Source organism: Pseudomonas putida (genome assembly GCF_002906855.1).
Classification (GTDB): domain Bacteria; phylum Pseudomonadota; class Gammaproteobacteria; order Pseudomonadales; family Pseudomonadaceae; genus Aquipseudomonas; species Aquipseudomonas putida_N.
Genome location: NZ_MINI01000038.1, coordinates 1,970,826 through 1,993,191 on the forward strand (window position 1 = coordinate 1,970,826; position 22,366 = coordinate 1,993,191).

Here is a 22,366-nt window from a genome sequence, read left to right on the forward strand (position 1 = left end):
GACCGGCCATCAAAGTGCTACTGGCAATGGCAGACTTTTCTTGTGGGCATGCGCCTCCAGCGCCGCAGGCGCGGCGCTAAAGGCAACAGGGCAGTGGATGGGGTCAGCAGGTCACTTGCGAATCATCTGCCGCAGCACATAATGCAGAATCCCCCCTGACTTGAAGTACTCCACTTCGTTGAGGGTATCGATCCGGCAGAGCACTTCGATCTGCTGCTGTTGCCCATCCTCGCGGGTGATCCGCAGCGGCAGGCTCATGCCGGGTTTGATCTGCGCGCCACTGAGGCCCAGCAGGTCGATCTGCTCCTTGCCGGTCAGCCCAAGTTGCTTGCGGTCCTGCCCTGCCTTGAACTGCAGTGGCAGCACGCCCATGCCCACCAGGTTGGAGCGGTGAATGCGTTCGAAACTCTCCGCCAGCACGGCCTTGACCCCCAGCAGGTTGGTGCCCTTGGCCGCCCAGTCGCGGCTGGAGCCGGTGCCGTATTCCTTGCCGGCGATCACCACCAGCGGTGTGCCCTCGGCCTGGTAGCGCATGGCGGCGTCATAGATCGACAGCTTTTCTCGGCTGGGCACATGCACCGTATTGCCACCTTCTTCGCCCGCCAGCATCTCGTTGCGAATGCGGATATTGGCGAAGGTGCCACGCATCATCACCTCGTGGTTACCGCGCCGTGAGCCGTAGGAGTTGAAGTCTCGCGGCTCCACGCCCTTGCTGCGCAAGTAGCGCCCGGCCGGGCTGTCGGCCTTGATGTTGCCGGCCGGGGAGATGTGGTCGGTGGTGACCGAGTCACCGAGCAGGGCGAGGATACGCGCACCCTGGATGTCCTTGATTTCGGGCAGCGGCCCGCCGATATCATCGAAGAACGGTGGGTGCTGGATGTAGGTGGAGTTGTCCTGCCAGACATAAGTCGCCGCCTGGGGCACCTCGATGGCCTGCCATTGCGCATCGCCGGAGAACACTTCGGCGTATTCCTTGTGGAACATCCTGGTATCGACCTTGGCCACGGCGTCGGCGATTTCCTGCTGGCTTGGCCAGATGTCGCGCAGGTAGACGGGCTTGCCGTCCTTGCCCGTCCCCAGTGCATCCTTGGTCAGGTCCATGCGCACGCTGCCGGCCAGCGCGTAGGCCACCACCAGCGGTGGTGAGGCCAGCCAGTTGGTCTTGACCAGCGGGTGTACGCGGCCTTCGAAATTGCGGTTGCCAGAGAGGACCGAGGCGACCGTGAGGTCGGCACTGCCGATGGCTTTTTCGATGGCATCGTCCAGTGGCCCGGAGTTGCCGATGCAGGTGGTGCAGCCATAGCCGACCAGGTTGAAGCCAAGCTGGTCGAGGTAAGGTGTCAGTCCTGCAGCCTCGTAATAATCGGTCACCACCTTCGAGCCGGGGGCCAGCGAACTCTTGACCCAGGGCTTGCGCTGCAGGCCTTTTTCCAGGGCCTTCTTCGCGACCAGGCCGGCCGCCATCATCACGCTGGGGTTGGAGGTGTTGGTGCACGAGGTAATTGCGGCGATCACCACGGCGCCGTCGCGCAGGGTGTAGGTCTGCCCTTCATGGTTGTAGTCGATTTCGCCGGCCTGATCGGCGTTGCCGACCGCCACGCCGCCACCGCCTTCACTCTCCAGGCGGCCGACCTCCTTGGCCAGCGGCTTGGGCTGCAGTTCGATGAAGTGGTCGAAGGCCTGGCGGACCAGGCCCAGGGCGACCCGGTCCTGTGGCCGCTTGGGCCCGGCCAGGCTGGCCTCGACGTCTTGCATGTCCAGGGCCAGCGTATCGCTGAAGATCGGCTCCTGACCAGGCAGGCGCCACAAGCCCTGGGCCTTGCAATACTGTTCGACCAGTTGCACCGTTTCGCTGGGGCGACCGGACAGGCGCAGGTAGTCGAGGGTGACCTCGTCAACCGGGAAGAACCCGCAGGTGGCGCCGTACTCGGGTGCCATGTTGGCGATGGTCGCGCGGTCGGCCAACGGCAGGTCGGCCAGGCCGTCGCCGTAGAATTCGACGAACTTGCCGACGACCCCTTTCTTGCGCAGCATTTGCGTCACGGTCAGCACCAGGTCGGTGGCCGTGATGCCTTCGCGCAGCTTGCCGGTGAGCTTGAAGCCAATCACTTCGGGGATCAGCATCGACACCGGCTGGCCGAGCATGGCCGCCTCCGCCTCGATGCCGCCCACGCCCCAGGCGAGCACGCCGAGGCCGTTGATCATGGTGGTGTGCGAGTCGGTGCCGACCAGGGTGTCGGGGAAGGCATAGGTGCGGTCACCGGCGTCGCGGGTCCATACCGTGCGCCCGAGGTATTCCAGGTTGACCTGGTGGCAGATGCCGGTGCCCGGCGGTACCACGCGGAAGTTGTCAAACGCGCTCTGGCCCCAGCGCAGGAAGGCATAGCGCTCGCCATTGCGCTGCATTTCGATGTTGACGTTCTGGGAGAAGGCCTGCGGCTTGGCGTAGTGGTCGACCATCACCGAGTGGTCGATCACCAGGTCCACCGGCGACAGCGGGTTGATTCGCTGCGGGTCGCCGCCGGCCTTGGCCATGGCGGCGCGCATGGCGGCCAGGTCGACCACTGCCGGCACGCCGGTGAAGTCCTGCATCAGCACTCGCGCCGGGCGGTACTGGATTTCGCGGTCGGAGCGGCGCTTATGCAGCCAGTCGGCGAGGGCGCGCAGGTCATCGGTGCCGACGGTCTTGCCGTCTTCCCAGCGCAGCAGGTTTTCCAGCAGTACCTTGAGCGACATGGGCAGGTGCTGCAGATCGCCTAGCTTGCGGCCGGCTTCAACGAGGCTGTAATAGTGATAGGTGCGGTCAGCCACCTGGAGGGTCTTGAGGGTGTTCAGGCTATCGAGCGAGGGCATTGCCAACTCCTTGTGCGGCGGGGCCCGGCACGGCTGCTTGTGGCCGGTGCCACCGCGCTGTTTCGGCCCGTACGGCACGGACCTGGCTGAATGGTCAGGTTAGCTCCGTTTGGTGCCCCTGACTCTTTTCTGGACCGGCGGGGCATGTCGCAGGTTCCGATCTTCCTTTATCATCGCCGCCCTGCCGGCGCCCGTGGTGCGCCAGCCGTAGTGGAGTGAGAGATGAATACCCTGTTCATGCATTGCCGGCCCGGTTTCGAGGGTGAGGTCTGCGCCGAGATCAGCGAACATGCCGCCCAGTTGGGTGTGGCCGGTTATGCCAAGGGCAAGCCGCAGAGCGCTTGTGCCGAGTTCGTCTGTGCCGAGGCCGAAGGTGCCGAGCGCCTGATGGCCCAGCTGCGCTTCGCGCAACTGATCTTCCCTCGCCAGTGGGCGCGGGGCACGTACATCGAGCTGCCGGAAACCGACCGCATCAGCGTGCTGCTGGCGCATCTGGCCGAGCACCCGGTGTTCGGCAGCCTGTGGCTGGAGGTACTGGACAGCAACGAGGGTAAGGAGCTGTCGACTTTCTGCCGCAAGTTCGAAGTGCCGCTGCGCAAGGCCCTGGAAAAGGCCGGCCGCCTGGTCGACAACGCCAGCCTGCCGCGCCTGCTGCTGACTTTCATCAGCGGCCGTCGGGTATTCGTTGGCGTGGCCGAGGCGAACAACAGCGCGCTTTGGCCGATTGGTATCCCGCGCCTGAAGTTCCCGCGCGAGGCCCCCAGCCGTTCGACGCTCAAGCTGGAAGAGGCCTGGCACCAGTTCATCCCGCGTGAGCACTGGGAGCAGCGCCTTGGCGACGACATGAAGGGTGTCGACCTGGGCGCTTCGCCAGGCGGCTGGACTTACCAGCTGGTGCGCCGTGGCATGCTGGTCACTGCCATCGACAATGGGCCGATGGCCGAAAGCCTGATGGAGACTGGGCTGGTAGAGCACCTGATGGCGGACGGTTTCACCTGGCAGCCGAAGCAGCCGGTGGACTGGATGGTCTGCGATATCGTCGAGAAGCCGGCGCGGACCACCTCGCTGATCGAGACGTGGCTGGGGGAGGGGCTGTGCCGTGAGGCAGTGGTCAACCTGAAGTTGCCGATGAAGCAGCGTTATGCCGAGGTGCGCCGGTTGCTGGACCGTATGGAGGCGACTTTCAAGGCGCGTAAGGTCAAGGTGTCGATTGCCTGCAAGCAGCTGTATCACGACCGTGAGGAAGTGACTTGCCATTTGCGTCGGCTCGATTTGAAACCGCGTTGAGGTTGCCAGGCGCAAGTCTTGAGTGCTGCGTGGGCCACACGCACCACTCAAGGCATGCACCAGCGCCCTACCTCTTGGTCGACACGACCGGATGCGCCACAATAGGCGATCATTTGCGGAGCCCCCCATGACTGATTTCACCCCCGATGCCATCCTCGACGCCACCGGCCTCAACTGCCCGGAACCGGTGATGATGCTGCACCAGCACGTGCGCAACCTGGCCGCTGGCGGCCTGCTCAAGGTCATCGCCACCGACCCGTCGACCCGCCGTGACATCCCCAAGTTCTGCAACTTCCTCGGCCACGAATTGCTGCAGCAGCAGGAAGAAGCCGGTACCTACCTGTACTGGATCCGCAAGAAAACCGACTGAACCGCGCTGGAACACACCTCGCGTAGCGCCTACACTGCGCTCTCCAGACAGGAGAGCGCCATGCTGATAGTTGCCGACGAGAATATCCCGCTGCTCGATGCCTTCTTTGAAAGCTTCGGCGAGATCCGCCGTTATCCCGGCCGCAGCCTCGACGCCGCCAGCGTCAAGGACGCCGATGTGCTGCTGGTGCGCTCGGTGACCAAGGTCGACCGGCAACTGCTCGAAGGCAGCAAGGTGCGCTTCGTCGGCACCTGCACCATCGGCACCGACCACCTGGACCTGGACTACTTCGCCGAAGCCCGCATCCACTGGAGCAGCGCACCGGGCTGCAATGCCCGTGGCGTGGTCGATTACGTGCTGGGCAGCCTGCTGACCCTGGCCGACCTGGACGGCGTGGCACTGCCACAACGCACCTATGGTGTGGTGGGCGCTGGCGAAGTCGGTGGCCGTCTGGTGCGTGTGCTGCACGGCCTGGGCTGGAAGGTGGTGGTCTGCGACCCGCTGCGCCAAGCCGCCGAGGGCGGCGACTTCGTCAGCCTGGCGACGATCCTTGAACAATGCGACGTGATCAGCCTGCACACCCCGCTGCAGCGTGGCGGTGAGCATCCGACCTGGCACCTGCTCGGTGAAGCGCAGCTGGCGCAACTGCGCCCCGGTGCCTGGCTGATCAACGCCAGCCGCGGGCCAGTGGTGGACAACGCAGCGCTACGTGAGCTGCTGCTGGATCGTGAAGATGTGCACGCGGTGCTCGATGTCTGGGAAGGCGAGCCGCAGGTCGACCTGCAGTTGGCAGACCTGTGCACCCTGGCCACGCCGCACATTGCCGGCTACAGCCTGGATGGCCGCCAGCGTGGCACGGCGCAGATCTATCAGGCCTTGTGCCGCTACCTGGGCGAAGCCGAAAGCGTGCGGCTGGCCGATCTGCTGCCGCCGCCGCCGTTGGCGCAAATCGAGCTGGACGGCACGGCGGAGCCTGCCTGGGCTCTGGCGGCTCTGTGCCGGGCAGTGTATGACCCACGGCGGGATGATGCCGATTTCCGTCGCAGCCTGAGTGACGATGTGGCTGAGCAGCGGGCGGCGTTCGACCAGTTGCGCAAGCAGTATCCGCCACGGCGGGAGATCGAAGGGTTGGCGGTGCGCGTGAGGGGCGAGGCGCCGCAGTTGGCGCAGATGGTCAATGCCCTGGGCGGCGTGTTGGCCTGATTGCCCGATAAGCCAGTACGGGTAAAAACAAAAAACCCGGCATATAGCCGGGTTTCAAAGCATTCTTGCTTCAGCCGTGGCGTACTTTCTTCACGCGGCTGTCTTCCAGGTCCTTGCAGGCCTGCTGGATCATCTGCTCGGTGATCTCGATCTCGCGGCCCTGGGCGTCGACGATCGAACCACAGGCCTTGGGTTGTGGTTTGTTCTGCGGCTTCACAGTGTCGCTGCCATGTTGCAAGCTCATAGAATATCTCCTCATCAGGATCAGGTTCAGGTTAAACCTGCGCCGTGACTGGCCTGTTACAAAAGTTATCGTGTGCACCAAGGCCTGCACAGTCCAGCAGAAAGCGCGGCAAAGCTCCAGAGGCCTGTTAGATCGATGGGTTATAGGTACGCGCAACGTGGATGAATGGTAGTCTTCATTCTTCCTGCTTTCCCCGGTTCACCTCATGCTCGATTCGGCTTCTTCTCGCCAACGCCGTGCCCTGCGCCTGGCCTGGCAGTTCATGCGTCCGTACCGTCGCCAGGCCTTGCTGGCCTTGCTGGCGCTGGTCGTCACCGCCGGCATCACCCTGTCCATGGGCCAGGGTATCCGCCTGCTGGTCGATCAGGGTTTCATGACCCGCTCAGCGCACCAGTTGAACCAGACCATCGGTCTGTTCCTGGTGTTGGTGCTGGCTCTGGCGGCAGGTACGTTCAGCCGCTTCTACCTGGTGTCGTGGATCGGCGAGCGCTGCGTTGCCGACATCCGCCGCGCGGTCTTCGATCACCTGGTGGGCTTGCATCCAGGCTTTTTCGAGGATAACCGCAGTTCCGAGATCCAGTCGCGGCTGACCGCCGATACGACCTTGCTGCAATCGGTGATCGGCTCGTCGCTGTCGATGTTCCTGCGCAATGCATTGATGGTGATCGGTGGCGTGGTGCTGCTGTTCATCACCAACCCCAAGCTCACCAGCATCGTGGTGGTGGCATTGCCGCTGGTGTTGGCGCCGATCCTGCTGTTTGGCCGGCGGGTGCGCAGCCTGTCGCGGCAGAGCCAGGATCGGGTGGCCGATGTCGGCAGCTATGTGGCCGAGACCCTTGGGCAGATCAAGACCGTGCAGGCCTACAACCACCAGGCACGTGACCGCGAGCTGTTCGCCGGTACGGTGGAGGCTGCGTTTACCGTGGCCCGGCAACGTATCGCCCAGCGTGCCTGGCTGATCACCCTGGTGATCGTGCTGGTGCTGGGCGCGGTTGGCGTCATGCTGTGGGTGGGGGGCATGGATGTGATTGCCGGGCGCATTTCCGCAGGGGAGCTGGCAGCATTCGTGTTCTACAGCCTGATCGTCGGCAGTGCCTTCGGCACCCTGAGTGAAGTGATCGGCGAGTTGCAGCGCGCCGCCGGGGCCGCCGAGCGCATCGCCGAGCTGCTGGCCGCGCGCAGCACGATCCTGGCGCCAGCGGCCCCCGTGACGCTAGCGCAGCAGCGTGCCAGTGGGCGCATCGAACTGCAGCAGCTGACTTTCGCCTATCCCTCGCGGCCATCGGTGGCGGCCATCGACCACCTCAGCCTGACCATCGAACCAGGCCAGACCGTGGCCTTGGTGGGGCCGTCGGGGGCGGGCAAGTCGACCTTGTTCGACTTGCTCCTGCGCTTCTACGATCCGCAGCAGGGGCGCATCCTGCTCGACGGCCAGCCGATCACGGCGCTGGCTCCGGACGACTTGCGCCGCCAGTTCGCCCTGGTGGCGCAGAACCCGTCACTGTTCCGCGCCACGGTCGAGGCCAACATCCGCTACGGTCGGCCCGAGGCGACCCTGGCCGACGTCGAGGCGGCAGCGCAGGGCGCCCATGCCGACGAATTCATCCGGCAACTGCCACAGGGTTACCAGACGCCACTGGGCGAGGGCGGCGTTGGCCTTTCCGGTGGCCAGAAGCAGCGCCTGGCAATCGCCCGGGCGCTGCTGGTGGATGCGCCGATCCTGCTGCTCGACGAAGCTACCAGCGCCCTCGATGCGCAGAGCGAGCACCTGATCCAGCAGGCCCTGCCGAGCCTGATGGCCGGGCGTACCACGCTGGTCATCGCGCACCGCCTAGCCACGGTGCAGCACGCCGACCGCATCGCGGTGATCGACAAGGGGCGAGTGGTCGCGGTCGGCACGCACCGGCAGCTGATCGAAGAAAGCCCGTTGTACGCTCGCCTGGCCGAGCTTCAGTTCACCACGGGCTAGCTTCGTGCACTTGTAACATTTCTGTAGCAATTGCCTGAGAGTATTGAATTCAACTGTTGCGTAAGTGCTCGACCTGGCTGCTATCGATCGATGGCAGCTTTTTTTTGGCCTGCGAACGAGGACAAGGATGTCTGTCGCGGCGCTGCTACGGCGCGCCGTTTCCTTATTCCTTGTTCCCGAGATCCGCGATGTTGCGTAAATCACTCCGAGTGCAAATTCTCACCCTGCTGGGCGGCAGCCTGGCGGCGATGCTGCTGATCGCCCTGGTGTGCTTCCAGTTCCTGTCATCCAGCGTGCGAGGCTATGGCGAACTGGTGGACGGGCCGCTGCGGGCGTCGCAATTGATCGATGAAGCCAACCTGCAGTTCAAGATCCAGGTGCAGGAATGGAAGAATGTGCTGCTGCGTGGCCGCCAGCCGGCCGAGCTGGACAAGTACTGGCAGCAGTTCCAGGCCCGCGAGCAGCAGGTTCAACAACTGCTTGGGGAATTGATCGACAGCAGCGATGCCAAGCTCAAGGCACCGCTGCAGCAACTGCGTGACAGCCATCGTCAGCTCGGCCAGGCATACGCACAAGGGCGTCAGGCATTTCTGGGGGCTGGTGGCGACCCGGTAGCCGGTGACCAGGCGGTGAAGGGCGTGGACCGGGCGGCCAGCGAGCAGATGAGCGCGCTGGTCGAGCAGCTGCGCGCCGAAGCCCGGGGCCGTGCCGCCGAGATCAATGCCGGTGCCGAACGCACCGTGTGGCTGGGCGTGCTGGTGATGCTGGGGTCGGCATTGCTGGTCGGCCTGCTCAGCCTGTGGCTGCTCAACCGCAGCCTGATCGAGCCGATTCGCCAACTGATCGAATACGTGGCGCAACTCAGCCAGGGCCACTTTGCCGCCCGCGTCGACAGCCGTCGCGAGGACGAACTGGGCCGTCTGGCGCGTGCTGCCAATACCCTGCGCGACTTCCTCGCCGAGACCGTTGGCCGCCTCAAGGACAACGCGCAGGAGCTGGAAGGCGCCAGCGGCCAGCTGCGCAATATCGCCGGTGACATGGCCCGTGGTACTCACGACCAGTTCCAGCGCACCGACCAGGTGGCCACGGCCATGCACGAGATGTCTGCCACCGCCCAGGAAGTGGCCCGCCACGCCGCCGAGGCTGCACGTGCCGCCGATGATGCCGACCACAGCGCCCAGGCGGGTGAACAGGTGATGCAGCAGACCATTGACATCATTGGCGTGGTCAACCGCGAGATCGCCGGCACTGCTGCGGTGATCCGCGACCTGGAAAATGACAGCTCCCGCATCGGCAAGGTGCTGGAAGTGATCCGTGGCATTGCCGAGCAGACCAACCTGCTGGCGCTCAATGCCGCCATCGAAGCGGCCCGTGCGGGTGAGGCCGGGCGTGGCTTTGCCGTGGTCGCCGATGAGGTGCGCAGCCTGGCCCAACGCACGGCGGCATCGATTGCCGAGATTCACCAGATCATCGAAGCCGTGCAGTCGGGCGCAGTGGAGGCGGTCAAGGCCATCGAGAGCGGCCAGCAGCGCAGCGAGGAGGGCGCCGAGCAGGTGCAACAAGCCGGGCAGATGCTGCAGCGCATCACCTTGGCGGTGGAGGCGATCCGCGATATGAACCGGCAGATCGCCACGGCGGCCGAAGAGCAGACCAGCGTGGCCGAAGACATTTCGCGCAACCTGATCGAAATCACCCGGATTGCCACCGCCAACCAGGAGGCGGTGCAGCATACCGAGCAAGCGGGGCAGCGCCTGCATGGGTTGTCGGGGCAGTTGGGTGAGGTCACCTCGCGGCTGACCGCCTGATCAATGGCCGGGGCCGCGCAGCGGCCCCCTTTGGGGGAAACCCGCCATTGAGCAGGAAAAACTGTTCTCGCTGTGGCGGAATGTCGCCATGCGACCCGCTGTCACACCCGTATTCATTGGTCCAAACCCAGTTGGCACGCTTCCTGCTCTATGCGCCGCGCGTGTACACAACAACTGGACAACATCAATGAAGAAATTCCTGCTGACGTTCCTCTGCCTGGGCGTCATCGGCTGCTCCAAACCCGAAGAGCCTGCGAAGACCGTCGATGTGCTGCTGATTGGCGGCGGCATCATGAGTGCAAGCCTGGGCACCTACCTCACCGAGCTGGAACCGAACTGGAAAGTCGGCGTCTACGAGCGCATGGACCAGGTCGCCGAAGAGAGTTCTAACGCCTGGAACAACGCCGGCACTGGCCATTCCGCGTTCTGCGAGCTGAACTACACCAGCGAAGGCAAGGACGGCAGCATCGACATCAGCAAGGCTGTCGGGGTCAACGAGCAGTTCGAGATCTCCAAGCAGTTCTGGGCCTACCAGGTCGAGCAGGGTGTGCTCAGCAACCCGAAGTCGTTCATCAATAATGTGCCGCACATGAGCTTCGTCTGGGGTGACGAGAACATCGCCTTCCTGCACAAGCGCGTTGCCGCCTTGCAGCACAGCTCGCTGTTCCGGGGCATGGAGATCAGCGAAGACCACGAGCAGATCCGCAAGTGGGTGCCGCTGGTGATGGAGGGGCGTGACCCGCAACAGCGAGTGGCCGCCACGCGCATGGCCATCGGTACCGACGTGAACTTCGGCGAGATCACCCGCCAGCTGTTTGCCTCGATGACCCGCAACCCCAACGTCAAGCTGCACCTGAGCCACGAAGTGCGCGATATCGTGCGCAATGCCGATGGCACCTGGAAAGTGGTGGTGGCTGACCTGGCCCAAGGCGGCAAGGAGGCCAGCGTCAATGCCCGCTTCGTGTTCATCGGGGCCGGTGGCGGCGCGCTGAAGCTACTGCAGAAGTCGGGCATCCCGGAGGCGGACGGTTATGCCGGTTTCCCGGTTGGTGGCCAGTTCCTGATGACCGACAACCCGGACATCGTCGCTCGGCACAAGGCCAAGCTGTATGGCAAGGCTTCGGTCGGGGCGCCACCGATGTCGGTACCCCACCTGGACACGCGGGTGATCGATGGCCAGGAAGTGTTGCTGTTCGGCCCGTTCGCGACCTTCTCCACCAAGTACCTCAAGCACGGATCGTTGCTGGACATGTTCGCCTCGCTGACCAGCCACAATATCCTGCCGATGGTGAACGCTGGGATCGACAACTTCGACCTCAGCACCTACCTGATGGGCCAGTTGATGCTCAGCTTCCACGACCGCATGCAGGCCCTGCGCGAGTACTTCCCCAATGCCAGGAACGAGGACTGGAAGCTGCTGCAGGCTGGCCAGCGCGTGCAGGTGATCAAGAAGGACCCGGTACTCGGTGGCATCCTGCAGTTCGGTACCGAAGTGGTGGCCGCGCAGGATGGCAGCATCGCCGCGCTGCTGGGGGCTTCGCCGGGCGCCTCGACGGCCGCGCCGATCATGCTGACGGTGCTGGAGAAAACCTTCAAGGACCGCATCAAGACGCCGGAATGGCAGGCGCGCCTGAAGGATATCGTGCCGAGCTATGGGCAGAAGCTGAATAACGACATCGAGCTGACCAACCGCACCCGTGAGTGGAGCAGCTCGCGTCTGCAGTTGCTGTATGTGCCGGTGCAGGCGGAGCAGGTGACAGCGGTCAACTAATTTCCGAGGCACAACAAAAAGCCCGCGCAAGGCGGGCTTTTTGCTGAAGGTTTTGGTCGGAGAGACAGGATTCGAACCTGCGGCCTTCTCGTCCCGAACGAGACGCGCTACCTGGCTGCGCTACACTCCGATAAGCAAAATCCTACTGCATGGAATTTTCTGGCACAAGCCCTTGTAGTTAAAAGGGCTTATGCCAAAAACAGCACGCGGATCACAGCTCCTTGACGGTGCGGATCTGGTCCTTGTTCAGGCGCGTGCGTTTGCCGTCGAGCTGCTCGAATTCGTAGAAACCGGAGTCCTCGTCAAAGGATGGTGTATCCACTGCCTGGATTTCGCGGCCGTCATTGAGGGTGATCACGGTCGGCGATGCGCAGCCAGCGAGGGCGCCAAGGCCCAGGGCGAGCAGAAAGGCGGGAAGGGTCCGTTGAATCATCGTGTTTCTCCAGTGCGATGGTGCAAGATGACTTTATGACGCAGGGCGTCCACGCAAGTTCCTTTTACATTCCAGCATAGCGGCAAGTCTGGGTTATTGACCTGTGCCTGCCTGCACGGCCGCCTGTGATATAACTGCGCCCATCCCCTTTTCCTGCGACGGACACCCATGAAAGCCAAGGCAGATACCCCCTTCGTGGCGCTGAACATTGCCGTGCTCACGGTCAGCGACACCCGCACGTTTGAAACCGATACTTCCGGGCAAACCTTTGTCGACCGCCTCACCGCCGCTGGCCACACACTGGCCGCCCGCGTGCTGCTCAAGGACGACCTGTACAAGATCCGTGCCCAGGTCGCCACATGGATTGCCGACGACAGCGTGCAGGTGGTGCTGATCACCGGTGGTACCGGCTTTACCGGCCGTGACAGCACGCCAGAAGCCGTAGCGTGCCTGCTGGACAAGCAGGTTGAAGGCTTCGGCGAACTGTTCCGGCAGATTTCCGTGGCCGATATCGGCACCTCCACCGTGCAATCGCGCGCCCTTGCCGGCTTGGCCAACGGCACCCTGGTGTGCTGCCTGCCGGGCTCGACCAATGCCGTGCGCACCGGTTGGGACGGCATCCTCGCCGAGCAGCTGGATGCCCGCCATCGGCCGTGCAATTTCGTCGCCCACCTGAAACAGGCAGCGGCCTGTGACAGCCGTGGCTGAGGCACCCGCTACCAGGCCACTGATGCCGGTGGAAGAAGCCCTGGAGCGCCTGCTGGCGCTGGCCGAGGCCGCGCCAATCCGGGAAACCGAAAACGTCTCGCTGGCCGAGGCCGAAGGCCGCGTGCTGGCCACCGAACTGGTGGCCACGCTCGATCTGCCGCCGTGGCCCAACAGTGCCATGGACGGTTATGCCTTGCGCCTGGCCGACCTGCAGGGCGAGCCTTTGCCGGTCAGCCAGCGGATCTTCGCCGGCCACGCCCCCGAACCTCTGCAGCCCGGCACTTGCGCCCGGATTTTCACCGGCGCGCCGATGCCGGCAGGTGCCGACTGTGTCGAAATGCAGGAAAACACCGAGGTGCTGGAAGGTGGCCGGGTGCGCTTCCTCGAAGCACTGACGCTTGATCAGAACGTTCGCCCGCAGGGCCAGGAAACTCGCAAAGGCGAGCAGGTGATGGTCGCTGGCACGCGGCTCGGGCCTATCGAACTGGGCCTGGCGGCAACCCTTGGCCACGCGCAGTTGCAGGTGGTGCGGCGGGTAAGGGTGGCGGTGCTGTCCACTGGCGATGAGCTGGTTGAGCCTGGCCTGCCATTGGGCCCGGGGCAGATCTACAACAGCAACCGACGCTTGCTGGTCAGCTGGCTGCAACGGCTGGGCTGCGAAGTGCGCGACATGGGCATTCTTCCCGATGACCTGGAACGTACCCGCGAATGCCTGGGGGGGCTGGGTGATGTCGACCTGATCCTCTCCACTGGCGGCGTTTCCGTGGGCGAGGCCGACTACCTCGGCGCCGCGCTGCGCGAAGCTGGCGAACTGGCCTTATGGAAGCTGGCGATCAAGCCTGGCAAGCCGCTGACCTTCGGGCATTACCGCGGTGTGCCGGTGATCGGCCTGCCCGGCAACCCGGCGTCGACCCTGGTGACGTTCGGCCTGCTGACGAGGCCCTACCTGTTGCGCCGCCAGGGCGTAGCCGATGTCACACCGCTGCGTTTCGATGTTCCGGCCGGCTTCGAATGGACCAAGGCTGGCACCCGTCGCGAGTACCTGCGTGCGCGCATCGACAATGGCCAGGTGCGCATCTACAAGAACCAGAGCTCCGGTGTGCTGCGCAGCGCGGCCTGGGCCGAGGGGCTGGTGGAGGTGCGCGAGGGCAGCACGCCGAAGCCGGGCGACAGCGTGCCGTTCATACCGCTGAGCGAACTACTCGGCTGAGCGACCGAGCCAGGCGCCACCGCCCTGGGTGGCGTCGGCCGGTGCCGACTGGGTGAGGCGCATGTGCACCATTTCCAGTTGCTGGGCGGCCACGCTCCAGTCGTGGCGATTACGGGCAAACTGGCGGCCGGCCTCGCTCAATTGGCACATGCGCCACGGCTGGTTGAGCAGTTGCGTGACCATTAGCGCCAACTGGTCACCGTCGTCACTGCCCAGGTAGTGCTCGCCGTTGTTGGCGGCCAGGCCTGATACGCCTTTGCCGGTACTGATCACCGGTAGCCCGGCTGCCATGGCTTCGAGGATCTTCACCTTGGAGCCACCGGCATAGCGCAAGGGTGCAAAGAACAGCGCGGAACGGCTCTGCAGCTCGCGCAGGTCAGGGCGATAACCGACCCACTCGATGCGTGGGTCGTTCCAGCGCAGTTTCCAGCTGATCGGCAGGGCATGCCCGGCGATGGCCAGGCGTACCGCCGGGTTACTCATCCACACCTGGGGCAGGATTTCTTCCAGGGCCCATTCAATGGCCTCGACATTGGCGGCGTACTCGAAGTTGCCCACGAACAGTAGGCGCTGGCTGTGCAGGGCCGGGTGGACGTTCTGGTAGTAATCGCAATCGACGCCATTGACCACCACATTGACCGGGCGACCGCTGACCTGGCTGATCAGTTCGGCGTCATGCGGGCTAACCGCCACCACTTCGGTGGGCTGGCGCAGCACGCGTTGCTCCCAGCGCCGATAGCGCCAACGGTCGAAGGCATTGAGCGGGCGCAGCCACAGCGGCAAGCGGTCATGGCAGGCGGCGCCGCTCACTGACTCAAGGTTGTGTTCGCTGAGCATGTAGGGCAGTTCGCGTGCCTGCAGTGCTTTTTCGAACGGCTGGAAGCTGTAGCTGTGTTCGATCTGGATGACGTCCCAGGGCTCGTCCAACAGTTGCTCGAACTGGTGCCGCAAGCCAGGGGCCAGGCCGTTGATGATGGCCCGCATCGGGTAATCGATGATGGGCGAGGCGAGCAGGTTGAGCGGGCTGTGCAGTGGGCGTCGGGGCAGCACGATCAAGCGATCGAGCAAGGGTTCGAGGGCTTCGCGGGCGGCATCGCACAAGGGGATTTTCGACTGGACCAGCAAGGTGATCCGGTGGCCCTGCTGCGCGAGGGCGCGCAGCAGGTGGTATTGCCGGGTCTTGCTGCCACTGGTGGTGGGCCAGGGCAGGTAAGGCAGAGTCCAGAGAATGCGCATGAACCGGAAACCTCGCTGAAGGCTGCGGACAAAAAACGCGTCCGCCAGCCTTCAGCCGATGGCTGCCGCCGGGACGCGTCCGTAAATATCAGTAAAGCGCACGATGTCATCTTCGCCCAGGTACTCGCCGCTCTGGACTTCGATCATCACCAGGTCGATCACGCCGGGGTTGGTCAGGCGGTGAGTGCGGCCGGGTTTGATGAAGGTCGACTCGTTGGTGTCGAGTAGAAACTCTTCTTCGCCGTTGGTCACGCAGGCCATGCCGCTGACGATGATCCAGTGCTCGCTGCGGTGATGGTGCATCTGCAGTGACAGCGATTCGCCAGGGCGCACCATGATCCGCTTGATCTTGAAGCGCGGGCCTTCCTCAAGCACGGTGTACGTGCCCCAGGGGCGGGTGACGGTGCGGTGCAGGCGGTAGGCTTCATGGCCCTGATGCTTGAGCTGCTGGGCAATCACCTTGACCTCCTGGCTGCGCGCGGCGTCGGCGATCAGCAATGCATCAGGGGTGTCGATGACGATCAGGTTGTCCAGGCCGACGGCGCCGACCAGGCGCTTTGGTGAGTCGATGTAGCAGTTGGTCACGTCGTGCAGCACCGCTTCACCGTTGCAGTGGTTGCCGTCGTCGTCGGTGTGGCGCAGTTCGCGCACCGCCTCCCAGCTGCCGATATCGCTCCAGCCCAGTTCGCAAGGCACCACGGCAACCTTGTCGGACCGCTCCATCAAGGCGTAGTCGATGGAGATGTCCTCGGCCAGGGCGAAGCTGTCTGGGTCCAGTTCTACCTGCCGTGCCTTGTCGCCCTGCTTGGTCGCGCTCTGCTCCAGGCAGCAGGTCACGCAGGCTAGCAGTTCAGGGGCATGCGCCTGCAGTTCGGCGAGTACGGTGCCTGCACGCAAGCAGAACATGCCGGCATTCCACAGGTGGCGGCCGCCTTCGAGGTAGCGGCGGGCGGTGAGGGCATCGGGCTTCTCCACGAAGCAGGCGACCTTATGCGCATGCTTGCCGATTGCCTCGCCTTGCTCGATGTAACCGAAGCCGGTTTCGGCGCGGCTGGGCAGCAGGCCGAAGGTGGCCAGCCAGCCATCGTTGGCCAGTTGCCGGGCGTGCTCGACGGCGGTGGCGAAGGCCTCGGCGTCCTGGATCAGGTGGTCGGCCGGCAACACCAGCAGCACGCTGTCGGGGCCATAATGCCTGGCGCAGTGCAGCGCGGCTGCAGCGATCGCGGGTGCGGTGTTGCGGCCGTTGGTTTCCAGCAGGTAGTCGAGGGCAAGCTTGTCGGGGTTTACCTGGCGGTATTCGTCCTGGGTACGGAAGAACACTTCGCGGTTGGTCACCGTCAGGATCCGCTCGACGCCCGGTAGCGCCGCAGCGCGGATGAAGGTTGTCTGCAGCAGGCTCTGGCCATCGGGCAAGCGCATGAAGGGTTTGGGCATGGCTTCGCGAGAAACCGGCCACAGGCGGGTGCCGGCACCGCCGGCGATGATGCAGGGGATCAGAACGCTCATTTCACAGCCTCGACTCATGGCGCTGGTTACAGCGCAGTGAAGGGGAACTTCGCGACCTGTCACGGTTTTGGCGGAAAAGTCAAAAAACCGACTTTTCACTAAAGCTTCTTCCATGAAGGCCAAATTTTTGTCGATCATGCGCCCGATCAGAAATGCTTTCAATGATATTTAGGTGAATCTGACAGTTTTTTTGCTCGACTTCGCACTCAGTCAATGCGCGACCTAGAGCAGATTTTCCTGCGCCGTGCAGCATTTCGGCCCTGTTTGTGGTCGAGATCTGGACCGAACGATCGCCACGGAGACACGCGATGCCACAGCGCAAGGCAATCTTGATCCTGCATGGCAAGCAGGCCATGAACGAAGCGGTACGCCAGGCAGTTTCAGCCATGCGCGAGCGTGGCTGGACGCTGGATGTACGGGTGACCTGGGAAGGCGGCGATGCCCGGCGGCTGGTGGGCGAAGCACTGGCGGCCGGGTACAGCCAGGTGATCGCTGGCGGCGGTGACGGCACCTTGCGCGATGTCGCCGAGGCCATGGGCCAGGCACGTTGCGAAGCCAGCCTGGCGCTGCTGCCGCTGGGAACAGCCAATGACTTCGCCAGGGCCGCCGGTATTTCACTGGAACCTGCAGAGGCCCTGGCATTGCTGGAGCTACCGCCACGACCGATCGACCTGGGCCAGGTGGGCGACCAATTGTTTCTGAACATGGCCACGGGCGGTTTCGGTAGCCAGGTTACCGCCAGCACCTCTGAAGACCTGAAGAAAATGCTCGGCGCCGCGGCCTACCTGTTCACCGGGCTGTCGCGCTTCAGCGAGTTGCAGGCCGCCTCGGTCCAGCTGTCGGGGCCGGGGTTCGACTGGCAGGGTGACCTGCTGGCGCTGGGGATTGGCAATGGTCGCCAGGCCGGCGGCGGGCAAGTGTTGTGCCCGGAGGCGCAAGTCGATGATGGCCAGCTCGACATCGCCATCTTGCCGGCACCCCAGGAAATGGTCGGCGCACTGCGTGACTTGCTGGCGGGTGAGGGGTTGTTCGTGCGGGCGCGTTTGCCGTGGGTCGAAATAACCTGTTCGCAGGGGCTGGACATCAACCTCGACGGCGAACCCCTGCAGGCCGACAGCCTGCGCTTTGCGGCGGTGCCGGGTGCGCTGCGCCTGCACTTGCCGCTGAACTCACCGCTGGTCAGTCATCCAGGCTGATGATTTTCTCGCGCACCGCGAACAGCACCAGGCCGGCCACGTCGTAGATCTGCAAGCGCTTCATGATCTGCGAGCGGTGGGTTTCCACGGTCTTGATCGACAGGCCCAGGCCGGCGGCGATTTCGCGGGTGGACTTGCCGCGCACGATCAGGCGCAGGATCTCCAGTTGCCGCGCGGTGAGGTTGTGGCGGTCGACGCCAGACGGCTTGCCGTGCTGCGCACGCATCAGTGCCTGGTTGATCACCGTATGGGCAATGGCCGGGCTGAGGTAGCGTTCGCCATTGCGCAAGGCGACCAGGGCCTGCTCCAGTTCGGTCGCCGTGGCATCCTTGAGCAGGTAACCGTGGGCGCCACTTTCCAGTGCCCGCATGATCAGGTCCGGGTCGGTATGCATGGACAGGATCAGCACCTTGCAGGTGTTGCCAGTGGCGCGCAGCTGGGTGAGGGCATCGAGGCCGCTGGTCGAGCGCATGGAAATGTCCAGCAGGACGATGTCGGGTGCCAGTTGCTGAACGTGCTCGAGCAGCTGATCGCCGTCATCGGCTTCGCCGACCACGGTGTAGCCAGGGATGTCGGAGACCAGGGCACGGACCCCGGCACGGATCAGCGAGTGGTCATCCACCAGCAGCAATCTACAGGTCATGATGAAGCGGTAGTCCTGGCGCGTTCATGGGTACGGGGTGGCCACGGGAACAGCACGTCAATCGTCGTGCCCAGGCCCAGCTGACTGGTGATCACCAGGCTGCCGTTGAGGGCGGTGGCGCGCTCCTGCATGCCGGCCATGCCGCGCTGGCCGGCCTCGGCTGGATTGGCGGCAGGGAGAAAGCCCTGGCCGTCGTCCTGGATCGACAGGGCAAGCCCTGCTGCGCTGCGTTGCAGGCGGATGGTCAGGTTGCGAGCCCGGGCATGGCGCAGCATGTTGGTCACCGCCTCCTGGGTGATGCGAAACGCCGCCATGGCGACCTCTTCGGAGATTCCGCCCAGGCGCTGATGGCATTCCAGGCTCCAGTGCACGTCGGTGCTTTCCAGAGTGCGTACCAGGTGCGCCCGCAGGCTGGCTTCGAGGCCAAGGCTGGCCAGTTGTCGCGGGTTGAGGATGGCAGATACGTCGCGCACCTTGCTCAGCGTGTCTTCGAGGGTGCTGCGCAAGCTGCCACAGTGCACTTGCAAGTCGTTCGGTACGCGGCGTTGCAACCATTCCAACTGCATCTTGGCGGCGGTGAGCAGCTGGCCGATGTCGTCATGCAGTTCGCGGCTCAGGTGCTGGCGCTCGCTTTCCTGGACCTTGAGCATGCGCCCGGCCAACTCGGCCGGGCGCAGGCTGATCGACTTGGCACCGTGGCTCAGGTGCCAGCAGACGCCAAGCGTGGCCACCAGTTGCAGGAGCAACAGACTGGCAGGCATGCCGTTCCCGCCGCCAAACAGGGCCAGGTTGGCCAGCAGGGACACCACGCACAGCAATGCTGTCGCCCAACGCAGCAATGTGGCGCGTGAACGGCAGCGCAGAGATATCTTCAAGCGTGGGAACATAAAATTGACAAGCCACTGAAGTCTTGCTGATGGGGGCCGTGCATAGCTCATGGCAGAGGCTTTGGCGTTGTGCTTGCAACAAATGGCGCGCGGCCGGCATTTGTTTGCGCGCATCTTAACACTTCGGTTCAATTTGGTCGCGGCTGGTAATGCTTTGAAACTCAGCATTTCCGGGCCCGGGAGAGGGGGCTCGCCAGGGTTGCAAGGCATCAAAGTGCCATTGCTTAACCGGGTGATTAGCGCTGCAAGTTCAACTTGCAAAAGGCCATTCAAGTGAAAGGGGGCTGAACTAGTGAAGAGCATCACAAGTTGAACCTTTTCGCGTTTTCAAACCTGTGCTTAGTTACGTTTGCCAAGCCGTCTAGTGGCGCAGCGTCGACCCGCTGGCTGGTGATCTGGCAGGCACCGTTGAATACGGATGCACGCAGTCGTTGCCGTTATCGTTGCAAGACGCACACGTTTGCGGCAATGGCTGATTCAGGGCGGCTGCCAGTTCGCTCAATAGCGTCACCTGCTCGCAGGTATCGAGGGCGAGCCGGCCGGTGTGCAGGTCGACCAGTTCCAGTTGCCAGGCCAGCAAGGTCAGGCAGGCATTCAGCGAGGGCAGGGCTGCATTGTCCAGGCACTGCTGGTGGCAGGCTGGGGCAAGCAGCTGGTGCAGGACGCTTGCATAGTGGGCGACTTCGAGCAGGCCCAGGTTGCCGGCGCGTCGGGCCAGGGTCTGGAGGGCGTTGTTGAGGCATTGGCAGGCGTCCGGATCATTGCGGATCAGTTCCAGGTGCTGCAGGCATTCCTGGGACTGGGTCAACAAGACCTGGGCATCCAGCAGGAAGTCCTGCAGGGTGTCGATGTTAGAGACGCTGCTGTCCATCAAGACACTCCGGCGCGTTGGGCTGGAGCAGGGGATGGCCACGCCATGTCGATCGCTAGCAAAAGCCTGACTCCATTCATGCAGTGAGAATGGCGTCACATTAATGGCTAAAGGATATCGCGAACATCAGGTTGCACCTGATTGCTCCTAGGGGTTTCCCTGATGGTGCCTAGGGGGCGACAAGTTGACCTGGAATGGATCCAAGCGGGTCGTGTCGCAGTAAAGCATGATGCTAATGTGATATCAATTGCCCTGCGGAGCATTTTTTCGCAAGGATCAAGATGCGCAGGGAAGCGCCGATATAGAACGGATCATTTCATTTTTTCGACACAACCCTGGGGGTTTTCCAATGGCTGGCATTCTCGACACGGTAGACCAACGCACGCAGCTGGTGGGTGAGAACCGTCTGGAAATCCTGATGTTCCGCCTGGCCGGTCGCCAGTTGTTCGCGATCAACGTCTTCAAGGTACAGGAAGTGCTGCAACTGCCCAAACTGACCCTGATGCCGCAGCGCCACGCGTTCGTCTGTGGTGTGGTCAACCTGCGTGGGCAGACCTTGCCGGTGATCGACCTGTCCCAGGCGATCGGCATGCGTCCCCTGCAGCCAGGGCCGGACAGCACCATCATCGTCACCGAGTACAACCGCTCGGTGCAGGCGTTCCTGGTGGGGGGCGTCGATCGCATCGTCAACATGAACTGGGAAGCCATCATGCCGCCGCCTTCCAGTGCCGGGCGCCAGCATTACCTGACCGCTATCACCAAGGTGGACGACAAGCTGGTCGAAGTGATCGATGTCGAGAAGGTGCTGGCCGAGATCGTGCCCTACAACGCCCGGGTTTCCGGCGACAAGCTGGCCGATCCGGTACTGGCGCGCGCGCGTGGCCGCGAAGTGCTGCTGGTGGATGACTCCAGCGTGGCGCTGGCGCAGCTGCGCGATACCCTGTCGCAACTCGGGGTCAAGCTTCATGTGGCCAGTGATGGCCTGAAGGCCCTGCGCCTGCTCAAGGGCTGGGCTGATGCCGGGGAAGATGTCTGCGAGAAACTGTTGATGGTCTTCACCGATGCGGAAATGCCAGAGATGGACGGTTATCGGCTGACCACCGAGATTCGCAGCGATGCGCGCCTGCGCAAGCTATACGTGGTGCTGCACACCTCCTTGTCGGGCAGCTTCAACGAATCGATGGTGAAGAAGGTCGGTTGCGACAATTTCCTCTCCAAGTTCCAGCCTGATCGCCTGGTCGATGTGGTCAAGCAGCGCCTGCTGCTGGATACCAGCAACGCGTGATCCTGCTGCTGGCCAGGTATAAGCTTGGCTTTTGACAAGGTATGAGGCGGCAGGGATGTTTCTCAGTAAATTGTATCGATACCCGGTGAAGTCGGGGCAGGCGCAATGCCTGCAGGGTTCGCCGGTGGGCCTTCTGGGGTTGCAGGGCGATCGACGCTGGATGGTGGTAGAGGAAGAGAATGGACGCTTCCTCACCCAGCGCGCCTGGCCACAACTGGGCCAGTTGAAGGCCCGCGCGGGCGAGGATGGCGAGTTGCTGCTGGAGTTGCCTGGGCAATCGCCAATGCGCGTTGCGGTGCCTGCTGCTGACGATGCGCTGCGCGGTGTGACCATCTGGCGCGATACCTTGCGCGTGCCCGACGCGGGCGACGAGGTGGCTGCCTGGCTGTCGCAGTGGCTCGGCAAGGCGGTACGCCTGGTGCATTGCCCGGAGCAGCGGGCGCGCTACCTGCCCAACGGTTATGGCCTGAACAGCGACCGTGCGGCGTTCCCTGATGGCTTTCCGTTATTGCTGATCGGCCAGGGCTCGCTGGATGATCTGAGCCACAGGATCGGCCGGCCCATGGAAATGCTGCGCTTTCGGCCGAACCTGGTGGTGCAGGGTGCTGAGCCGTTTGCCGAGGATGGCTGGAAGCGGATTCGCATTGGTGCGCTGGAGTTTCGAGTGCTCAAGCCAAGCGTGAGATGCATTTTCACCACGCTCGATCCAGCGACCGGGGAGCGCAGTGTCGATCGCGAGCCGTTGACGACCCTGAAGACTTTCCGCGAGAGGGAAGGGGATATCCTGTTCGGGCAGAATCTGGCCGTGGATGGCAGTGGCTGGCTTGAGGTGGGGATGGAAGTCGAAGTGCTCGAATAACCCGTGCCGGCCTCTTCGCGCCGAACCGCC

Annotated in this window: 19 protein-coding genes, 1 tRNA gene and 1 pseudogene; 12 read left to right on the top strand and 9 right to left on the bottom strand. The window is 63.6% G+C overall.

The window, feature by feature from the left end:
- Positions 1-111: 111 nt before the first annotated feature.
- Positions 112-2,853 carry an aconitate hydratase AcnA gene (gene acnA / locus BGP85_RS21740; protein WP_103449796.1) on the bottom strand — a complete coding sequence of 914 codons (2,742 nt, stop codon included), beginning with the start codon at positions 2,851-2,853 and terminating at the stop codon, positions 112-114.
- Positions 2,854-3,075: 222 nt separating this feature from the next.
- On the opposite strand from acnA, the gene rlmM reads away from it, so the two are divergent.
- The 3 genes from rlmM to pdxB all read left to right on the top strand — a co-directional run bounded on the left by rlmM (position 3,076) and on the right by pdxB (position 5,713).
- Positions 3,076-4,140 carry a 23S rRNA (cytidine(2498)-2'-O)-methyltransferase RlmM gene (gene rlmM / locus BGP85_RS21745; protein WP_103449797.1) on the top strand — a complete coding sequence of 355 codons (1,065 nt, stop codon included), beginning with the start codon at positions 3,076-3,078 and terminating at the stop codon, positions 4,138-4,140.
- A gap of 127 nt (positions 4,141-4,267) precedes the next feature.
- Positions 4,268-4,510, top strand: coding sequence for a sulfurtransferase TusA (gene tusA / locus BGP85_RS21750; RefSeq protein ID WP_103449798.1), 243 nt, complete (start codon positions 4,268-4,270; stop codon positions 4,508-4,510).
- A 60-nt stretch (positions 4,511-4,570) separates the two neighbouring features.
- Entirely contained in the window at positions 4,571-5,713 is a 1,143-nt protein-coding gene (pdxB, locus tag BGP85_RS21755) for a 4-phosphoerythronate dehydrogenase PdxB (protein WP_103449799.1), read from the top strand.
- A gap of 70 nt (positions 5,714-5,783) precedes the next feature.
- Here pdxB and BGP85_RS28970 read toward each other — a convergent pair whose 3' ends face one another.
- Complete coding sequence (locus BGP85_RS28970) at positions 5,784-5,957, bottom strand: PA1571 family protein (RefSeq protein ID WP_181004550.1); 174 nt, start codon at positions 5,955-5,957, stop codon at positions 5,784-5,786.
- 205 nt (positions 5,958-6,162) lie between these two features.
- Between BGP85_RS28970 and BGP85_RS21760 the strand changes: the two genes are divergently transcribed.
- The 4 genes and pseudogenes from BGP85_RS21760 to mqo all read left to right on the top strand — a co-directional run bounded on the left by BGP85_RS21760 (position 6,163) and on the right by mqo (position 11,502).
- On the top strand, positions 6,163-7,926 hold the full coding sequence (locus BGP85_RS21760) for an ABC transporter transmembrane domain-containing protein (protein WP_103449800.1): 1,764 nt from the start codon (positions 6,163-6,165) through the stop codon (positions 7,924-7,926).
- A gap of 761 nt (positions 7,927-8,687) precedes the next feature.
- A pseudogene (locus BGP85_RS29665) lies at positions 8,688-8,798 on the top strand (hypothetical protein); the annotation flags it as partial.
- Positions 8,799-9,026: 228 nt separating this feature from the next.
- A complete protein-coding gene (locus BGP85_RS29670; protein WP_374755336.1) occupies positions 9,027-9,731 on the top strand; it encodes a methyl-accepting chemotaxis protein in 705 nt (234 codons plus the stop codon).
- A gap of 187 nt (positions 9,732-9,918) precedes the next feature.
- Positions 9,919-11,502: a malate dehydrogenase (quinone) gene (mqo, locus tag BGP85_RS21770; RefSeq protein WP_103449802.1), complete on the top strand. Its 1,584-nt coding sequence runs from the start codon at positions 9,919-9,921 to the stop codon at positions 11,500-11,502.
- A 53-nt stretch (positions 11,503-11,555) separates the two neighbouring features.
- Here mqo and BGP85_RS21775 read toward each other — a convergent pair.
- Together BGP85_RS21775 and BGP85_RS21780 are read right to left on the bottom strand one after the other, a co-directional pair.
- Positions 11,556-11,632 (bottom strand) — tRNA-Pro (locus BGP85_RS21775).
- An 81-nt stretch (positions 11,633-11,713) separates the two neighbouring features.
- Complete coding sequence (locus BGP85_RS21780) at positions 11,714-11,935, bottom strand: YgdI/YgdR family lipoprotein (protein WP_027596642.1); 222 nt, start codon at positions 11,933-11,935, stop codon at positions 11,714-11,716.
- Positions 11,936-12,103: 168 nt separating this feature from the next.
- Between BGP85_RS21780 and moaB the strand changes: the two genes are divergently transcribed.
- Both moaB and BGP85_RS21790 read left to right on the top strand, forming a co-directional pair.
- Positions 12,104-12,643 (top strand): molybdenum cofactor biosynthesis protein B, encoded by a 540-nt coding sequence (gene moaB, locus BGP85_RS21785; RefSeq protein WP_085674853.1) that lies wholly within the window; start codon positions 12,104-12,106, stop codon positions 12,641-12,643.
- Positions 12,627-13,853 (top strand): molybdopterin molybdotransferase MoeA, encoded by a 1,227-nt coding sequence (locus BGP85_RS21790; RefSeq protein ID WP_103449803.1) that lies wholly within the window; start codon positions 12,627-12,629, stop codon positions 13,851-13,853. The genes moaB and BGP85_RS21790 overlap by 17 nt, the downstream gene beginning before the upstream one ends.
- On the opposite strand, the gene BGP85_RS21795 is transcribed toward BGP85_RS21790, so the two are convergent.
- Positions 13,842-15,089: a glycosyltransferase family 4 protein gene (locus tag BGP85_RS21795; protein WP_103449804.1), complete on the bottom strand. Its 1,248-nt coding sequence runs from the start codon at positions 15,087-15,089 to the stop codon at positions 13,842-13,844. The two genes, BGP85_RS21790 and BGP85_RS21795, sit on opposite strands and share 12 nt — an antisense overlap.
- Positions 15,090-15,140: 51 nt before the next feature.
- Complete coding sequence (locus tag BGP85_RS21800; protein ID WP_103449805.1) at positions 15,141-16,595, bottom strand: mannose-1-phosphate guanylyltransferase/mannose-6-phosphate isomerase; 1,455 nt, start codon at positions 16,593-16,595, stop codon at positions 15,141-15,143.
- A gap of 308 nt (positions 16,596-16,903) precedes the next feature.
- Between BGP85_RS21800 and yegS the strand changes: the two genes are divergently transcribed.
- Positions 16,904-17,791, top strand: a complete 888-nt coding sequence (gene yegS / locus BGP85_RS21805) for a lipid kinase YegS (RefSeq protein WP_103449806.1) — start codon at positions 16,904-16,906, stop codon at positions 17,789-17,791.
- On the opposite strand, the gene BGP85_RS21810 is transcribed toward yegS, so the two are convergent.
- From BGP85_RS21810 to BGP85_RS21820, 3 genes are all read right to left on the bottom strand, one after another.
- Complete coding sequence (locus BGP85_RS21810; RefSeq protein ID WP_103449807.1) at positions 17,775-18,434, bottom strand: response regulator; 660 nt, start codon at positions 18,432-18,434, stop codon at positions 17,775-17,777. The two genes, yegS and BGP85_RS21810, sit on opposite strands and share 17 nt — an antisense overlap.
- On the bottom strand, positions 18,431-19,321 hold the full coding sequence (locus BGP85_RS21815) for a sensor histidine kinase (protein WP_103466523.1): 891 nt from the start codon (positions 19,319-19,321) through the stop codon (positions 18,431-18,433). Before BGP85_RS21815 ends, BGP85_RS21810 begins: the two co-directional genes overlap by 4 nt.
- Before the next feature lie 361 nt (positions 19,322-19,682).
- Entirely contained in the window at positions 19,683-20,192 is a 510-nt protein-coding gene (locus BGP85_RS21820; RefSeq protein ID WP_103449809.1) for a histidine kinase, read from the bottom strand.
- A gap of 349 nt (positions 20,193-20,541) precedes the next feature.
- Here BGP85_RS21820 and BGP85_RS21825 point away from each other — a divergent pair, with 349 nt between their 5' ends.
- Positions 20,542-21,477, top strand: coding sequence for a chemotaxis protein CheV (locus BGP85_RS21825; protein WP_027919546.1), 936 nt, complete (start codon positions 20,542-20,544; stop codon positions 21,475-21,477).
- 55 nt (positions 21,478-21,532) lie between these two features.
- Positions 21,533-22,336, top strand: coding sequence for an MOSC domain-containing protein (locus BGP85_RS21830; RefSeq protein ID WP_103449810.1), 804 nt, complete (start codon positions 21,533-21,535; stop codon positions 22,334-22,336).
- The last annotated feature ends 30 nt before the right edge of the window (positions 22,337-22,366 follow it).

What these genes read in the sequence shown, in the direction of transcription:
- acnA (WP_103449796.1), bottom strand. Translation starts at nt 2,853, where the DNA reads ATGCCCTCGCTCGATAGCCTGAACACCCTCAAGACCCTCCAGGTGGCT.
- rlmM (WP_103449797.1), top strand. Translation starts at nt 3,076, where the DNA reads ATGAATACCCTGTTCATGCATTGCCGGCCCGGTTTCGAGGGTGAGGTC.
- tusA (WP_103449798.1), top strand. Translation starts at nt 4,268, where the DNA reads ATGACTGATTTCACCCCCGATGCCATCCTCGACGCCACCGGCCTCAAC.
- pdxB (WP_103449799.1), top strand. Translation starts at nt 4,571, where the DNA reads ATGCTGATAGTTGCCGACGAGAATATCCCGCTGCTCGATGCCTTCTTT.
- BGP85_RS28970 (WP_181004550.1), bottom strand. Translation starts at nt 5,957, where the DNA reads ATGAGCTTGCAACATGGCAGCGACACTGTGAAGCCGCAGAACAAACCA.
- BGP85_RS21760 (WP_103449800.1), top strand. Translation starts at nt 6,163, where the DNA reads ATGCTCGATTCGGCTTCTTCTCGCCAACGCCGTGCCCTGCGCCTGGCC.
- BGP85_RS29670 (WP_374755336.1), top strand. Translation starts at nt 9,027, where the DNA reads ATGTCTGCCACCGCCCAGGAAGTGGCCCGCCACGCCGCCGAGGCTGCA.
- mqo (WP_103449802.1), top strand. Translation starts at nt 9,919, where the DNA reads ATGAAGAAATTCCTGCTGACGTTCCTCTGCCTGGGCGTCATCGGCTGC.
- BGP85_RS21780 (WP_027596642.1), bottom strand. Translation starts at nt 11,935, where the DNA reads ATGATTCAACGGACCCTTCCCGCCTTTCTGCTCGCCCTGGGCCTTGGC.
- moaB (WP_085674853.1), top strand. Translation starts at nt 12,104, where the DNA reads ATGAAAGCCAAGGCAGATACCCCCTTCGTGGCGCTGAACATTGCCGTG.
- BGP85_RS21795 (WP_103449804.1), bottom strand. Translation starts at nt 15,089, where the DNA reads ATGCGCATTCTCTGGACTCTGCCTTACCTGCCCTGGCCCACCACCAGT.
- BGP85_RS21800 (WP_103449805.1), bottom strand. Translation starts at nt 16,595, where the DNA reads ATGAGCGTTCTGATCCCCTGCATCATCGCCGGCGGTGCCGGCACCCGC.
- yegS (WP_103449806.1), top strand. Translation starts at nt 16,904, where the DNA reads ATGCCACAGCGCAAGGCAATCTTGATCCTGCATGGCAAGCAGGCCATG.
- BGP85_RS21810 (WP_103449807.1), bottom strand. Translation starts at nt 18,434, where the DNA reads ATGACCTGTAGATTGCTGCTGGTGGATGACCACTCGCTGATCCGTGCC.
- BGP85_RS21815 (WP_103466523.1), bottom strand. Translation starts at nt 19,321, where the DNA reads ATGTTCCCACGCTTGAAGATATCTCTGCGCTGCCGTTCACGCGCCACA.
- BGP85_RS21820 (WP_103449809.1), bottom strand. Translation starts at nt 20,192, where the DNA reads ATGGACAGCAGCGTCTCTAACATCGACACCCTGCAGGACTTCCTGCTG.
- BGP85_RS21825 (WP_027919546.1), top strand. Translation starts at nt 20,542, where the DNA reads ATGGCTGGCATTCTCGACACGGTAGACCAACGCACGCAGCTGGTGGGT.
- BGP85_RS21830 (WP_103449810.1), top strand. Translation starts at nt 21,533, where the DNA reads ATGTTTCTCAGTAAATTGTATCGATACCCGGTGAAGTCGGGGCAGGCG.